This window comes from Streptomyces endophytica (assembly GCF_026153355.1).
GTDB classification, from domain to species: Bacteria; Actinomycetota; Actinomycetes; order Streptomycetales; family Streptomycetaceae; genus Streptomyces; species Streptomyces endophytica.
Map to the genome: position 1 here is coordinate 894,017 of NZ_CP110636.1, position 15,768 is coordinate 909,784.

General features: G+C 72.4%; 11 protein-coding genes and 2 pseudogenes. 5 read left to right on the forward strand and 8 right to left on the reverse strand.

The features are described 5' to 3' along the window. The first annotated feature begins 24 nt into the window (after positions 1-24). The 3 genes from OJ254_RS03980 to OJ254_RS03990 all read left to right on the forward strand — a co-directional run bounded on the left by OJ254_RS03980 (position 25) and on the right by OJ254_RS03990 (position 4,380). Entirely contained in the window at positions 25-1,992 is a 1,968-nt protein-coding gene (locus OJ254_RS03980; protein WP_265361278.1) for a fumarate reductase/succinate dehydrogenase flavoprotein subunit, read from the forward strand. Beyond that, complete coding sequence (locus OJ254_RS03985) at positions 1,989-2,807, forward strand: succinate dehydrogenase/fumarate reductase iron-sulfur subunit (RefSeq protein ID WP_423835821.1); 819 nt, start codon at positions 1,989-1,991, stop codon at positions 2,805-2,807. Before OJ254_RS03980 ends, OJ254_RS03985 begins: the two co-directional genes overlap by 4 nt. Before the next feature lie 139 nt (positions 2,808-2,946). After that, a complete protein-coding gene (locus tag OJ254_RS03990) occupies positions 2,947-4,380 on the forward strand; it encodes an amidohydrolase family protein (RefSeq protein WP_265361279.1) in 1,434 nt (477 codons plus the stop codon). 53 nt (positions 4,381-4,433) lie between these two features. Here the strand turns inward: OJ254_RS03990 and OJ254_RS03995 are convergent. From OJ254_RS03995 to OJ254_RS04020, 6 genes and pseudogenes are all read right to left on the reverse strand, one after another. Continuing rightward, a pseudogene (locus OJ254_RS03995) lies at positions 4,434-7,107 on the reverse strand (SpoIIE family protein phosphatase). Between the two features lie 171 nt (positions 7,108-7,278). Further along, positions 7,279-7,740, reverse strand: coding sequence for an ATP-binding protein (locus OJ254_RS04000; protein ID WP_423835822.1), 462 nt, complete (start codon positions 7,738-7,740; stop codon positions 7,279-7,281). Between the two features lie 291 nt (positions 7,741-8,031). After that, positions 8,032-8,456: pseudogene (locus tag OJ254_RS04005) on the reverse strand ((deoxy)nucleoside triphosphate pyrophosphohydrolase). A gap of 50 nt (positions 8,457-8,506) precedes the next feature. Then, complete coding sequence (locus OJ254_RS04010; RefSeq protein ID WP_265361280.1) at positions 8,507-8,686, reverse strand: SPOR domain-containing protein; 180 nt, start codon at positions 8,684-8,686, stop codon at positions 8,507-8,509. Positions 8,687-8,949: 263 nt separating this feature from the next. Next, positions 8,950-10,665 (reverse strand): APC family permease, encoded by a 1,716-nt coding sequence (locus tag OJ254_RS04015; RefSeq protein WP_265361281.1) that lies wholly within the window; start codon positions 10,663-10,665, stop codon positions 8,950-8,952. Between the two features lie 589 nt (positions 10,666-11,254). Then, on the reverse strand, positions 11,255-12,007 hold the full coding sequence (locus OJ254_RS04020; protein ID WP_265361282.1) for a GntR family transcriptional regulator: 753 nt from the start codon (positions 12,005-12,007) through the stop codon (positions 11,255-11,257). A gap of 441 nt (positions 12,008-12,448) precedes the next feature. Here OJ254_RS04020 and OJ254_RS04025 point away from each other — a divergent pair, with 441 nt between their 5' ends. After that, positions 12,449-13,198, forward strand: coding sequence for a PIG-L deacetylase family protein (locus OJ254_RS04025; protein ID WP_265361283.1), 750 nt, complete (start codon positions 12,449-12,451; stop codon positions 13,196-13,198). Positions 13,199-13,246: 48 nt separating this feature from the next. On the opposite strand, the gene OJ254_RS04030 is transcribed toward OJ254_RS04025, so the two are convergent. Continuing rightward, positions 13,247-14,191 (reverse strand): alpha/beta fold hydrolase, encoded by a 945-nt coding sequence (locus tag OJ254_RS04030; RefSeq protein WP_265361284.1) that lies wholly within the window; start codon positions 14,189-14,191, stop codon positions 13,247-13,249. Positions 14,192-14,398: 207 nt separating this feature from the next. Then, a complete protein-coding gene (locus OJ254_RS04035) occupies positions 14,399-14,818 on the reverse strand; it encodes an ATP-binding protein (protein ID WP_265361285.1) in 420 nt (139 codons plus the stop codon). A 164-nt stretch (positions 14,819-14,982) separates the two neighbouring features. Here OJ254_RS04035 and OJ254_RS04040 point away from each other — a divergent pair, with 164 nt between their 5' ends. Further along, entirely contained in the window at positions 14,983-15,750 is a 768-nt protein-coding gene (locus tag OJ254_RS04040) for an IclR family transcriptional regulator (RefSeq protein WP_261955894.1), read from the forward strand. Positions 15,751-15,768: the final 18 nt, after the last annotated feature.

Here is a 15,768-nt window from a genome sequence, read left to right on the forward strand (position 1 = left end):
CTCCAAGGAAGGTTGTGCCCCCCGATGGCGCATGTGGACCGGCAGACATGGGACGTGGTCGTGGTGGGCGCGGGAGGCGCCGGGCTGCGCGCCGCCATCGAGGCCCGCGAGGCAGGCATGCGGACGGCCGTGATCTGCAAGTCCCTGTTCGGCAAGGCCCATACGGTGATGGCCGAGGGCGGTATCGCGGCCAGCATGGGCAACGCCAACGAGCACGACAACTGGCAGGTCCACTTCCGCGACACCATGCGCGGCGGCAAGTTCCTCAACCACTGGCGGATGGCCGAGCTGCACGCCCGGGAGGCGCCGGACCGGGTCTGGGAACTGGAGACCTGGGGCGCGCTGTTCGACCGTACGCCCGACGGCCGGATCTCCCAGCGCAACTTCGGCGGCCATGAGTACCCGCGGCTGGCGCACGTCGGCGACCGTACCGGCCTGGAACTGATCCGCACCCTCCAGCAGAAGATCGTCTCCCTCCAGCAGGAGGACGAGAAGGAGTTCGGCGCGTACGACGCCCGGCTGAAGGTCTTCCAGGAGTGCACGGTCACCCGGGTCCTCACGGAGTCGAAGAGCGGCGCCGCCGCGGGCTCCGGCAAGGTGTCCGGCACCTTCTGCTACGAGCGGGAGTCCGGCCGGTTCTTCGTGCTGGAGGCGCCCGCGGTGGTGCTGGCCACCGGCGGCATCGGCAAGTCCTTCAAGGTGACGTCGAACTCCTGGGAGTACACCGGCGACGGGCACGCGCTGGCGCTGCTGGCCGGGGCGCCGCTGATCAACATGGAGTTCGTGCAGTTCCATCCGACCGGCATGGTCTGGCCGCCGTCGGTCAAGGGCATCCTGGTCACCGAGTCGGTGCGCGGTGACGGCGGGGTGCTGCGCAACAGCGACGGCAAGCGCTTCATGTTCGACTACATCCCGGACGTCTTCAAGGAGAAGTACGCCGAGACCGAGGACGAGGGCGACCGCTGGTACGAGGACCCGGACCACAACCGCCGCCCGCCCGAGCTGCTGCCCCGCGACGAGGTCGCCCGGGCCATCAACGCCGAGGTCAAGGCGGGCCGCGGCTCCCCGCACGGTGGCGTCTTCCTGGACGTCTCGACCCGGATGCCGGCCGAGGTGATCAAGCGCCGGCTGCCGTCGATGCACCACCAGTTCAAGGAGCTGGCGGACGTCGACATCACGGCGGAGCCGATGGAGGTCGGGCCGACCTGCCACTACGTGATGGGCGGGGTGGACGTGGACCCGGACACCGCGGCGGCGACCGGCGTGCCGGGCCTGTTCGCCGCCGGTGAGGTGGCCGGCGGCATGCACGGCTCCAACCGCCTGGGCGGCAATTCCCTCTCCGACCTGCTGGTCTTCGGCCGCCGGGCGGGACTGCACGCGGCCGAGTACGTGAGCGGGCTGGCCGTGCGGCCGACGGCCGATCCGCTGCAGATCGACGCCGCGGAGGCGGAGGCGCTCCGTCCGTTCAGCGCCGAGGACGCGGGGCGGGACGACGACGCCGACCGCGGCCCGGCGGAGAACCCGTACACCCTGCACCAGGAGCTCCAGCAGGCGATGAACGACCTGGTCGGCATCATCCGCAAGGAGAGCGAGATGTTCGAGGCGCTCAAGCGGCTGGCCGATCTGCGGGTGCGGGCCCGGCGGGCCGGCGTCGAGGGCCACCGGCAGTACAACCCCGGCTGGCACCTGGCCATCGACCTGCGGAACATGCTGCTGGTCAGCGAGTGCGTGGCGCGGGCGGCGCTGGAGCGCGAGGAGAGCCGCGGCGGGCACACCCGCGACGACCACCCGGCGATGGACCGGAGCTGGCGCAACATCAACCTCGTCTGCGAACTGGCCGATCCGCAGGGCGACGCCCGGGCCGCGGACCCGTCGCTGGGCCAGATCCGGCTGGCCCGGCGGGAGACCCCGCCGATCCGCCGCGACCTGCTGGAGCTGTTCGAGAAGGACGAGCTGGCGAAGTACCTGACCGACGAGGAGCTGACCCGGTGACCGAGCAGCAGACAGCGCAGCACGTGGCGGAGCAGCCGGCGGCGGCCGGCGCCTACCAGGCGCACTTCCGGGTGTGGCGGGGTGACACGGACGGCGGGAGCCTCTCCGACTTCACGGTCGAGGTGCACGAGGGCGAGGTGGTACTCGACATCATCCACCGGTTGCAGGCCACCCAGGCCCCGGACCTCGCGGTCCGCTGGAACTGCAAGGCGGGCAAGTGCGGTTCGTGCAGCGCGGAGATCAACGGCCGGCCGCGGCTGATGTGCATGACCCGGATGTCGGTGTTCGACCGTACGGAGACCATCACGGTGACGCCGATGCGGGCGTTCCCGGTGGTCCGGGACCTGGTCACCGATGTGTCCTTCAACTACGCCAAGGCCCGGGAGATCCCGGCGTTCGTGCCGCCGCCGGAGCTGGGGCCGGGCGAGTACCGCATGCGGCAGGAGGACGTCGGGCGCTCGCAGGAGTTCCGCAAGTGCATCGAGTGCTTCCTGTGTCAGGACACCTGCCATGTGGTCCGTGATCACGAGGAGAACAAGGCGGCGTTCGCCGGGCCGCGGTTCCTGATGCGGATCGCCGAGCTGGACATGCATCCGCTGGACGCGGCATCGGAGTCCGGGGTGGACCGCAAGCGCACCGCGCAGGACGAGCACGGGCTGGGCTACTGCAACATCACCAAGTGCTGCACCGAGGTCTGCCCCGAGCACATCAAGATCACCGACAATGCGCTGATCCCGCTCAAGGAACGCGCCGCGGACCGGAAGTACGACCCGCTGGTGTGGCTCGGCAACAAGATCCGGCGCCGCACCGAATGACCGCCTCCCGACCGGACACGCCTCCCGTGCGACCCGACATGTCCCCCCAACTCCCGCTACGTCAAGACTTTCTGACGGAGTATCAAATGGCTTGATCTCGCCTCTCGGCATGCTCTTGTCAACGCGATATAAAAACGGAATGAATTTTCCGAAATGGAGCCGGCGCCGGGTCCTCGCCGGTCTCGGCAGCGTGCCGCTGGCGGCCGCGGCAGGGGTGCCGGCGCGCGGCCGGGAGGGTCCCGGAGCACCGGGTCAGGAGCCGGGCGGCCGGCGGACCACCCTGCTGCGCGGCGCCGACCTGGTGCTGACCATGGACCCGGAGCTCGGCGACGGCCCGCTGGGCACGCTGGAGGACGGCGTCGACGTCCTGCTCCAGGACGGCGCGGTCGCCGCGGTCGGCCGGACGCTCGACGCGCCCGCCGGCGCCCGGGTCATGGACGCCGGCGGGAAGCTCGTTCTGCCCGGCTTCGTCGATCTGCACAACCACCTGTGGCAGTCGAGCATCCGCGGCGGCTGCTCGGCCCAGGACCTGTACGGCTGGCTGGCCGGCTGCAACCGCGCCGCCCTGCCGAAGATCGACGCCCAGGACATGTACCGCTTCGTCCACCTCGCCGCCCTCGACGCCCTCCAGGCGGGCGTCACCACGCTCGTCGACTGGGTCCACCCCATCCCGTACGACACCAGCGAGCGCTACGTCCGGGCGCTGGACGACGCCGGCCTGCGGTTCGTCTACGCCGCCACCCAGGGCGCCGCCGACCTCGACCTCGTCCCCCGGGTCAAGAAGGACTTCCTGGACCCGCTGCCGCTGGCCTCCGCGCAGGTGTCGGTGCACGCCGGGATGTCCGCCCGCAAGGAGCTGAGGCAGTTCCACGAGCTCGCCCGGGACCTCGGGGTGATGCTCAACTCCCACGTCCTGGAACACCGCGGCGACCGCAAGGACGACCCGATCCGCGCGCTGCGCGAGACCGGTGCGTTCGGGCCGGACCTGCTGATGAACCACGCGATCCACCTCACCGACGAGGAGATCGCGCTGACCGGCGCCCACGACGTCCGGGTCGCCCACTGCCCGCTCAGCAACATGCGGCTGGCGTCCGGCATCATGCCGCTGCCGGCCCTGCACCGGCACGGCGTACGGGCCGGGCTGGGGCACGACGGCGGCACCAACGACACCTCGGACATGTTCAACGTGATGAAGGCGGCGGTCGGCCTCCAGCGGGCCCGGCACGAGGACGCGTCGGTCCACCCGACGATCCCGGCGGTGCTGCGGATGGCGACGCTGGGCGGCGCGGAGTGCATCGGCATGGCGGACCGGGTCGGGTCGCTGACACCGGGCAAGCGCGCCGACGTCGTCGTCCTGGACCCCGGCACGCTCAACTTCGCCCCGCGCTTCGACTGGACCAGCCAGATCGTGCTCAACGGCCAGCCGCCGAACGTCAGCGAGGTCTTCGTCGACGGCCACCTCCGCAAACACCGGGGCCGGCTGGTCCACGTCGACCCGTCCCACGTCGTCCAGGAGGCGGAACGGGCGGCGGCCCGCGTACGGGCGGCGACCCACGCGCAGGGGGCGGCCTGAGCGGGTGGCGGTGAACGTACCCCCCGCCCCGGCCCCGGGGGTGCGTACGCCCCTCAGAAGAGGCTCAGCAACGCCTCCGTCGGGTCGATCGCCGTGGATTCGCCGTCGGGCAGGGCGAGTTCGAACCAGACCGTCTTGCCGCGCGGGGTGCGGCGGCTGCCCCAGCCCTCGCTCAGCAGGCCGACGAGCTGCAGCCCGCGGCCGCCCTCGTCGGTGTCGCGGGCGCGGCGGCGGCGCGGCTGGGCGAGGTCGGCGTCCCAGACCTCGCAGACCAGCGTGCGGTCCAGCAGCAGCCGCACCCGGATCTCGCCGTGGCCGTGCCGCAGCGCATTGGTCACCAGCTCGCTGACCAGTAGTTCCGTGGTGTCGACCAGGTCCTGCAGGCCCCAGTCGGTCAGCTGGTCGCGGGCCAGTTCGCGGGCCCGGGCCACCGAGCGGGCCTCCGGCGCGAGGCTCCAGTCGCCCACCGCGTCCTTGGGCAGCCCGTGCACCCGCGCCATCAGCAGCGCGATGTCGTCCTCGCCGTGCGAGGTGTCCAGGGCGCTGAGCACGTGGTCGCAGGCGTCCTCCAGCGGGCGGTCGGCGCCCGACAGCGCCCGGCGGAACGCCTGCAGCCCCTCGTCCAGCGGGTGTTCGCGGGACTCGACCAGGCCGTCGGTGTACAGCGCGAGCAGCGCCCCGTCCGGCAGTTCGACCTCGATCTCCTCGAACGGTTCGCCGCCCACCCCCAGCGGCATCCCCGGCGGTACGTCGAGCAGCAGCGCGTCCTCGCCCTCCTCGACGACCACGGGCGGCAGGTGCCCGGCGTTGGCGAACGTGGCGCGCCGGGTGACCGGGTCGTAGACGGCGTAGACGCAGGTGGCGAGGTAGACCTCGGAGAGGTCGGCGGTACGGGCGGAGCGCCTCGGCTCCGGGGCGGAGGCGGCGGCGCCCGAACGGCCCCGCGGGTCCCGGCCCTTGGTGCGGCCGTCGCCGCCGCCGCCGAGCCCGCGGGCGATCTCGTCCAGCGCGGAGAGCACCTCGGCCGGTTCCAGGTCCAGCAGGGCCAGCGTCCGTACGGCGGTGCGGAGTTCGCCCATGGCCACGGCGGCGCGCAGTCCGCGGCCCATGACGTCGCCGACAACCAACGCGGTGCGGTGACCGGGGAGTTCGATGACGTCGAACCAGTCGCCGCCGACTTCGGTGGCGGTGGTGCCGGGGAGGTAGCGGCAGGCGATGTCGAGGCCGGCCGCCTCCGGATCGCCCGGCGGCAGCAGACTGCGCTGCAATATCAGGGCGCGTTCGTGTTCGCGGCGGTAGAGGCGGGCGTTGTCGATGCAGACCGCGGCGCGCGCGGCGAGTTCGACGGCGAGTGCGGTGTCGCGTTCGCCGAACGGTTCGCTGCCCTTCGTGCGGGAGAACTGCACCAGCCCGACGACGGTGTCCCGGGCGACCATCGGAACGGCGAGGGTGGAGTGCACCACGGCGCCCATCCCCGGCCCGTCGTCGCTCTCCCGGCCGGGGACGATCTGGGCCCGGGCGGTGCGCAGGGCTCCGGCGCAGGGGGAGTTGAACGGGTAGCGGTGAACGGCGCCGACCGCGACCGGGCCCGGTGCGTCCTGCGAATCGCAGCAGGGGCCCCGGCGAGCGGGGCGTCGGAGACGGCGCTGGCGAAGGCGACCCGGCGGAGCTCGGCGCTGCCGTCGCTGGTGCCGGGTGGTGCCTCGTCGCCGGAGAGCAGGCCCTGGTAGAGGTCCACGGAGGCCAGGTCGCAGAACTGGGGGACGGCGACGTCGAGGAGGGTGCGGGCGGTGGTCTCCAGGTCGAGGGAGTTGCCTATCCGGGCGCCGGCCTCGTTCAGCAGGGCGAGGTTGCGGCGGGCGTTGGCGGCCTCGCGCTCGGCCCGGCGCCGGCCGGTGACGTCGGCGGCGAGCGCGGCGACGCCGATGGGGCGGCCGCTGGCGCCGTGCAGCCGGTAGAGCGAGATCGACCAGCGGCGGCGCTCGTCCTCGCCGGGTACCGCGCCGACCAGTTGCATTTCGGTGACCGGTTCGCCGGTGTCCAGGACGCGGCGCAGTGCCACGGTCATCCGCTCGGCCTCCGGGCGGGGCAGGAAGTCGTACGGGGTGCAGCCGCGGTACTTGCTCGCCGGGCCGCCGAAGACCGTGGCGAAGCGTTCGTTGACGCGCAGCAGCTTCAGGTCCGTGCCGAACAGGGTGAAGCCCATGGGGGATTGACCGAAAACGGCCTGCGAGGCGGCGAGGTCGGTCTCGATGCCGCGCAGTGCCCGGACGTCGACGACGACGCAGACCGCGGCGCGTTCGCCCTCCTCGTTGCGGGAGGGCATGACGTAGATCTCGGCGAGCCCGTCGGCCGGTCCGTCCTCGTTCCGGTGGTAGGGCACCAGGCCGGTCCACTCCCGGCCGTCGAGGATCTCGGAGACCTTGCGGCGCCCGGTTTCCCGCAACTCGCTGGGTACGAAGGCCGCTACGGGGTCCTTGCCGAGGGCGTAGCGGGCGGGATGCCGAGCATCTGCTCGGCGCGCTCGCTCCACTGGTCGATGCGTCCGTCGGGTCCGAGGGAGAAGGAGGCCACCCGGATGTAGTCGTAGATCGATCCGGGGCGGCTGCTCTGCCAGACGGGCGGGCCCTGCGTTTCGCGCGCGTGCGGGCGGGCACCTGGGTCGCCGGGGCCGTCCACACCGCCCCGACCCTCGGCCTGCGCGGGTTCTGCCCCGCCAGATGACATCTCGCTCACGAGCCCCGTCCCCTCCAGCTCATCGTGCCCGGACCGGACCACCCTGAGTATCCAGCACCTCGGCTATCCGGAACACGGTCTTCACGATCACAGCACAGTCTCGATCGCAGGCCATCGACAAAATGTCGATGAAATGGCAACGATCAGGACCCCACCTGTCTCCTAACCAGCCACCGACAGCTCGAACCACACTGTCTTGCCACTCTTTCCGCGACGGGTCCCCCAGCGCCGCGAACTGCAGGCGACCAGCTGCAATCCGCGTCCCCCCTCGTCGTCGGGGGCGGCGGTGCGCTCCTGCGGCGGGTCGGGCAGCGGATCGGAGACCTCGACGAGGAGCTCGCCGGCGCTCAGCAGGACCATGCGCACCCCGATCGGTCCGGTGGCATGGCGCAGGGAGTTGGTGACGAGCTCGCTGACGAGGAGTACGGCCATGTCGGCGGCGCCGTTCAGGCCCCAGTCGTTGAGCACCCGGCGGACGACGGTGCGGGCGGTGCGCACGGCGCCCGGATCGGCCGGGAAGCTCCATTCGGCGATCGGTGAGCCGGTGGCCCTGCCGCGCTTGCGGACGTGGTCGGTGCCGGGTGCCGGGGCGCCTTCCGCTGCGCTGTCGCTCACGCCGATCACATCCCAGCCGAGGCATCCAGTCGGAGTACCCGCATTCAAGGGCTCAATCAGGACATACCCGATATCGGGGGTCGAGTACCGCCCGCAACCGTGCACTGTGCCGCAAATGGCGCATATGTCTGCAGTGATGTGAGAGAGGCCTGGTGGGCGGGCATGCGTGCGCAGCGGAGGGGCCGCGCTACGCCGGGCGCACCGGGCGGCGGACGGACGACCGCACGCCCTCAGGGGCCCGCTCGGCGGCGTCCCTCAGGGGCCCGCCCAGCGGCGTACGGCGCGGGGTCCGGTCCGCGCTCAGCGGCGTACGCCCGGCACCCCGGCAGCCGTGGCGGCCAGCCGTCGCATCGCCTCGGCGACCGCCGGCCGGTCCTGGTCCAGCCAGTCGACCTGCTCTTCCTCCCGGGCCGCAGCCAGCGCAGCTCGTCGTGGTCCTCAAGCGGCTGCGGCACCCCGGACACCAGCCGCGCCGTCCACACCTGGAGGACGTAGCCGGGCCGCAGTACCCACTCCCCCGGGATGCGGTCCCCGATCTCGGTCTCGACGCCGAGCTCCTCGCGCAGCTCGCGCTCCAGCGCCCGCTCGGGCGTCTCGCCGTCCTCGACCTTGCCGCCGGGCAGCTCCCAGCGGCCGGCCAGCGCGGGCGGTGCGCTGCGTCGGGCGGCCAGCAGCCGTCCGCCTTCGCACACCGCTCCGCCCACCACTACGCGCACCGTCGTCATGCGCGGCAGCCTACGTCCCCCGTCCTCGTCCCGCTTCTGCGCGGCGTCCCTCAGGTCGCCGCGCGATCGACCTTCTCGACCACGTAAAGCCGCTGGTTGCCCCGGGTATCGAGCCGATCGGCCACCCGCTCCGCCTCCGCTCGGGTGGCATAACGGCCCACGCGATACCGGTTGCCGCCTTCGTCCTGGCGGATGACGAGCCAGGGCAGCACGGCCCCGTTGTCGGTCATTGCGCCCCTCCGTCCGCCGCACAGCGCGCCGTGACGCGCCCCTCGTCTGCTGATGCCGAAATCGCAATCCGCATATGCCCGAGCGTACGCCCGACCTTTACGCACCGGATATGGAATTACACAAAGAGATACCGAACCGGCCACCCGCGGGCCCCGGCGTACCGGAGGCGGCCCGCGAGTGGCCGGTGCGGCCCGAACGACTCGGGCACGTGTGGTGGGGAGGGGGTGACCCGGCGCGGGCCACCCCGAGGGAAGCGGATCCCTTACGCCCCCACGGGCGCCTTGGTCCCTTCGGCCGCTCCCGTCCCGTCGGCCTCTCCGGCCTCGTCGGCCGCACGGCTCTCGGCGGCGAGCTCGTCCTCGACCGTCACCAGGGACGGGTTGCGCCAGGCGCTGCGCACGCCCCAGTAGTAGAAGGCGAGCGCGATCACGGCGACCAGGAGGATGTCCCAGCCCTCGGGCAGGTAGCCCTTGCCGCCGAAGTCCTTGCCGCCCAGGTAGGAGACGGCGGCCATGACCAGCAGATACGCCACCATCCAGGCACCGGCCTTCAGGTGCGGGAGCAGCCCGGCCCACGGCTTGCGGCCCTGGGTGAGCGGCTTGCCGATCTCGTACCAGGCCCAGACGGGCAGGCCGACGGCCATGATCAGGATGACCTTGCCGGTCAGCGGCCAGCGGCCCCAGTAGAGGACCAGCGAGCCGAAGATCATCGCGATCGGGGCGATGACCGGCATGGCGCGCAGCTTGACCGGGCGCTTGAGGTCCGGCGACAGCCGGCGCAGCGACATCACGGCGACCGGGCCGGTGATGTACGAGATGACCGTGGCGACCGAAACGATCTCGGCCAGCGAGCCCCAGCCGCGGAAGACCGCGAGGAAGAGGAACGCGATCACGAGGTTGAGCAGCAGTGCCGGGCGCGGCACACCGGTCTTCTTGTCCACCTTGCCGAAGACGCCGGGCAGGTGGCCGTTCTCCTGCACGCCCTGGATCATGCGCGAGGTGGTGGCGGCGTAGATCATGCCGGTGCCGGACGGCGAGACGAAGGCGTCCGCGTAGAGCAGCAGCGCGAGCCAGTTCAGGCCCCAGGCCACGGCCAGGTCGGCGAGCGGGGAGTTGAAGCCGAGACCGGCCCAGCCGCCGGTGGCGCCCAGCTTGTCGCCGGGGACCGCCATCAGGAACGCGACCTGCAGCGCCACGTAGATGACCAGCGCGATGATGATCGACGAAACGACGGCCTTGGGCAGCGACTTGCCGGGGTTGCGGGCCTCGGCGGCGAGGTTCAGCGGGGACTGGAAGCCGTTGTAGGCCCAGACGATGCCGGAGACCGCGACGGCGGTGAAGACCGAGCTCCAGCCGTTGGGGGTGAAGCCGCCGTGGTGCACGATGTTGCCGGTGTCGAAGTGCGCCAGCATCAGGGCGCTGGCGGTCAGCACCGGGACGACGACCTTGAAGACCGTGATCGCGGTGTTGGTCTTCGCGAACAGCGAGATCGCGAACCAGTTGAGGAAGAAGTAGAAGATCAGCAGGATGCTGGCGAGCCCGACGCCGGAGCCGGTCAGCTCCTTGCCGTCGTAGAGCGCCTGCGCCCAGCCGAAGTCCCACGAGCTCATGTACTGGACGGAGGCGGTGGCCTCGCCGGGGATGACCGAGACGATGGCGATCCAGTTGGCCCACGCGGCGAGATAGCCGGCGAGCGAGCCGTGCGAGTACTGGCCGTAACGGACCATGCCGCCGGCCTTCGGGAACATCGCGCCGAGCTCGGAGTAGGTCAGGGCGATGGTGAGTGCGACCAGCGCGCCGATGATCCAGGCGACGATCGCGGCCGGTCCCGCGATGGCGGCGGCCCGCTCGGCCCCGAAGAGCCAGCCGGAACCGATGATGGACCCGAGACCCGTGGCGGTCAGGGCGATGGTCCCGAGGGACCGACGGTAATGCGAGTGCGAACCCTGCTCCGCACCCGGGGTTTTCGTCGTGCTCACGTGCTGGTCTCCTGGTCTTCCCCCGTGCCGTGCACAAACTTCGCCATCGTAAGAGCGAATCCGAAGATCGGATTCCCGCACCCGGCCAAAACAGCCGCCCAGTTGAGGGTCTGTGAGGTTTGCCACACCAAGATCCGGCCAACGTTTGCCCACACATAAGGACGAAACGGACACCGGACTTGAGGCCGAAAGTAACTACGGATCCCGCAGGGGACGCAGCCTCGGGCGCGCACGGGGGAAGACCGTCCCGTGGGGAACACCGAGCTTCGGGAAGACCGTGTCCTCGGGGGCGGCGGCCCGTCGGGAAGGCCGTCCCTGAGGGGTGCCGCCCCGTCGGGAAAACCACCGCCAGAGATGCCGCCCCGTCGGGAACACCGCCCTCAGGGATGCCGCCCCTCAGAGGTGCCGCCCCTCGGGAATACCGTCTCCTCCCGGCCCGTTGTGGGCCCACAGGGGGCGCGCGCAACCCCTACGGGATCCGTTCGCACCCGCCCTAGGGGTCGGCTACTTAACGAGGCAGGGCCGACGGCTCCATGGAACGGGGCCAGCGGCCCTGCGAACCAGAGGCCCCCAGCCCCGCCCCCGCCCCCTACTTCACCGGCAGGTGGTACGCGACCCGGTAGCGGTCCGCGAGGGTGATGACGTCGGCCGTCTCGACCGGGCGGCCGCCCGCGAAGTACGTCCGCGAGATCACCAGCACCGCATGGCCCGGGACCCCGCCCAGCGCCATGGCCTCCTCGGCCAGCGCGGGGCGCGCGCCGACCTCCTCGATGACGTTGTCCACCACGACGTCGATGGCCGCCATCCGCTCGACGACGCCGCGCCCGGCCAGCGGCCCCTCCTCGGGCAGCATCACCGGAGACCGGCCGGTCACCTCCAGCGGCTCCCAGGAGGTCGAGAGCATCGCCGGCTCACCCTCCGCACGGAAGAGGTAGCGGGTCCGCATCACCCTGCCGCCCGGCGGGATCCGCAGCCGGGCGGCGACCGCCGAACTGGCCGCCTCCTGCTCGCTGCTGGACTCCCAGGTGCCGCGCACCCGCTCGTCCGTCTGCTCCTGCCGGAAGGGCGTACATCCACCCACCGCATGGAACCCGACCCGCGCGATCCGCCGCGGCACGGGCTGCTCGCGCACGTACGTCCCCGACCCCGAGCGGCCCTCGACGAGCCCCTCCGCCATCAGGACCTTGCGGGCCTCCAGGGCGACGGTGTCCGAGACGCCGTACTCCTCGCGGATCCGGGCCTGGGAGGGGAGGCGGGTGTGCGGCGGCAGCACGCCGTCGACGATCTTCTGGCGCAGGTCACCGGCGACGCGTAGGTACGCGGGCTGCTCACCGAAAGGCACGTGCCCCTCCCAACAGCTTGACAGTCAGCAACAGCGTGGCAACCGCGCGTGGTCGACCGCAACCTCGGGCCAGATATTCACCTGTTGTGATGAAACCCAGCTCAGCCACCTGGGGACCGTCCGCGCCCGCACTGGCCGTGCGCATCTTCCGCCTCGCCCACCTCCGGCGTCACACCCGCACGCGCCACCTCGTCATGTCACGATCGTCCACATGGCCCACCCACAGGGGCGGGCACGATGACGACCACGCCAAACGGGCGGCCCGACGACGCCCCGACGGGACGGCCGGACGACCGCCCCGAAACGCGACCGAAAAGCGACCGTTCCGGACCACCCGGGAACGGACCGGACCACCCGGGGAACGGACCGGACCACCCGGGGAACGGCCCGGACCACCCCGGAACGGAAACGACCGGCCCGGAGCAGGAAGGAAGGCGCCCCATGCCCGCCGAGCCCCACCTCTCCCCCATGCCCAAGGACTGGCAGCGGGCCCTCGCCGTCGCCGCCCACCCCGACGACCTCGAATACGGTGCCGCCGCGGCCATCGCCGAATGGACCGCCGCCGGGCGCGAGGTCAGCTACCTCCTGGTCACCCGTGGCGAGGCCGGTATCGACGGGCTGGCCCCGGCGGAGTGCGCCCGGGTGCGGGAGGTCGAACAGCGGGCCGGCGCCGCGCTCGTCGGCGTCCACACCGTGGAATTCCTCGACCACCACCGGGACGGCACGATCGACGGCGGAACGGCGCTGCGCCGCGACCTCTCCGCGGCCATCCGCCGCCACCGCCCGGAGCTCCTGATCACCCTCAACCACCACGACACCTGGCCCGGAGGGCACTGGAACACCCCGGACCACCGGGTGGTCGGCCGGGCGGTCCTGGACGCGGCGGGCGACGCCGGCAACCGCTGGATCTTCCCGGAGCTCGCCGACGCCGCCGGCCTCGCCCCCTGGAACGGCGTCCGCTGGGTCGCCGTGGCGGGCTCGCCGTATCCCACGCACGCCGCCGAGGTCGGCCCCGGCATCGACCGCGCGGTGGCCTCCCTGGCGGCGCACGGTACGTACATCAACGGCCTGCGCGGCCACGGGCAGGACGCGCAGTCCTACGCCCGCGCCTTCATCGAGCAGACCCTCCGCACCGGCGGGGAACGCCACCGGGGCCGCCCGGCGACCCTGTTCGAGCTGTTCCCGCGCTAGGCCCGCCGTAGGGCCCGGAACCCCAAGTTCCGGGCCCCGGGCGCCCGTTCACCGTCCCGCTGCGAACGTGGCCACCAACTCCGCGATCTCCACCGGCCGTTCCAGCACCATCGCATGGGTCGCGTCCACCCCGGCGACGGTGACGTGCGGCTGCGTCCGGGCCAGCTCCGCCAGATCGTGCCGCAGGCCCTCCGTATAGGCCGCCATCAGGTCGTCGAACCACGACGGCACGCCCGGCACCGGCGGGTTGGGGCGCAGCGCCCGGGCGATCAGCAGCGGCCGGGAAACGTTCCGGTACCGACCGAACAGGTCGAGCCCGGCCATCGCCGTCTGCACCTCCCCGGCCTGCCGCCGCCCGGGCCGCAGGAAGAGCCGCCCGTCCCCGGCCTCCGCCAAGGACCGGCGCACGCCCGCCTCCATCACGTCGGCGGGAATCCCCAACTCGGCGGCCATGCCGGTCTGATAGCCGATCACGCCCGCCAACGCCGCGGCGTCGAAGGGTCGTCCGCCCGCCTCCTCGGCGAACTGCCGTGCCTCGGCGAGCCGTTCCCGCACCCGATCCGGGTCCAGCCCGGCGTACTGCTCCGGCCGTCCCATCCCGTGCCCGTCGAGGTTCACCGCCGCGGGCACGAGGTCCGCCAGGGCCTCCAGGCACCGTACGGCCACCATCCCGCCCAGGGAGTGCCCGACCACCACGGCCCGCGGTATCCCGCACGCCGTCAGCACGGCCCGTACGTCCTCGACGGCCGTCTCGAAGGTCCACGGCACCGCGCCGTCCCCCGACCGCCCGTGCCCCCGCAGGTCCAGCGCCAGCACGCGGTGCCCGGTGGCCAGCAGCGGCGCCACCCGTTCCCAGTCCATGAGCGTCCGTCCGGCCCCGTGCAGCAACAGCAGCGCCGTCCCGGCCCCGCCGTGGTCCCGCACCGCCAGCTCCGCCCCGTCGCCGGCCTCGCACACCAGGTCCCGGCCCGTATCCCTCGCGCTTCGCGTCATGCGTCCACGCTAGGGCCGCCGCACGCGTTCAAGATCATCCGGGAAGTCGATGCGCCGGGGCCCCTTTCCGGGAGAGAATGGATCATCCCCCTCCACCCGGCGCGCCGCCGCCCGCCCTCGTCCCGGCGCCGGGACGGCGCGGTACGGGCTGCCGGAACGGCCGTCCTCGGGCGTGCGCCGCCCCGGCCTGCGGGGGTCGGCGGTGGTTCACGCGGCGCGGAGTTCCGCCCACCATGTGATGCCGCCCGCGTGGACCCGTGTGCCGCACCCGGTCGCCAGGGCGGTGACGATGCCGAGCCCGCGTCCGTGCTCGCCCGGGCAGGGCTCCACGGTCGGCCGGCCGGCCGCCCCGGCCCCGGCGTCGGTCACCTCGACCCGCAGGCCGTGGCCCCCGTCGACGACCCGTGACAGCCGCAGCACCGCCGGCGGCAGGGCATGGACGACCGCGTTGGTGATGAGCTCCGAGATCACCAGGAGCGCGTCCTCGGCGAGGTCCGGTGCCAGGTTCCAGTCGGCCAGGACCGTACGCGCCCGCCGGCGGACGACCGAGACGGACTCGGGGATGTGCGGCAGCGGAAAGACATGTTCGGACGCCTCCCGAACCGCCGCGTCAAGCTGTGCCGTCATGCCGCCTCCTCCGAGGCCCCCGTACCGGCTGGAACGCCGGGCTTGAGGGGGACGCTATGAGGCACGAGGGGGGCGGTCAATGAACACCGGTCGGCATTACCGAACGCTCGCCCGCGGAGGGCCGTCTCCCCGGCGGATGCCGACCGCGGGACTACGATGGCCTCATGGCCGGCCCGGTCCAGTCGATCGAACGGGCGGCGGCAATCCTGCGTCTGCTCGCCAGTGGGCCCCGTCGGCTCGGGCTGGGTGAGGTGGCCGTGTCGCTCGGGCTGGCGAAGGGCACCACCCACGGCATCCTGCGCACCCTGCAGAACATCGACTTCGTCGAGCAGGACCCCGCGACCGGGAAGTACCAGCTCGGGGCGGCGCTGCTGCACCTGGGCACCAGCTACCTCGACGTGAACGAGCTGCGGTCCCGCTCCATCAACTGGGCCGACGCGCTCGCCGCCCGCAGCGGGGAGGCGGTCCGGCTGGGCGCGCCCCTGGAGGGCAAGGTGCTCATCGTCCACCACGTCTTCCGCCCCGACGACACCCTGCAGACGCTGGACGTGGGCGCGCTGCTGCCCCTGCACGCCTCCTCGCTCGGCAAGGTGCTGCTGGCGTTCGGCAGTGTGCCCCTGGAGCCGGCCGTGGAGGCCGGACTGGAGGCGTACACCCGCCACACCCTGGTCGACCCCGGGCACCTCACCCGGGCGCTCAACGAGGTCCGGGAGCTCGGGTGGGCCGCCGAAGTGCAAGAAATGGTCATGGGCGACGCCGGCGTCGCCGCGCCGATCCGGGGCCACGGCGGCCTCGTGGTGGGCGCCATCGGCGCCTCCGGGACGGTCGAGCGGATCTGCGACTCCAAAGGGGTTCCCCAGTCGGCGCTGGTCAGCCAGGTCCGCCACGCCGCCCAGGCGATCTCCAGGGATCTGGGGGCCGCCCGCTGGTGAGTCCCGCCGCCTCATGCC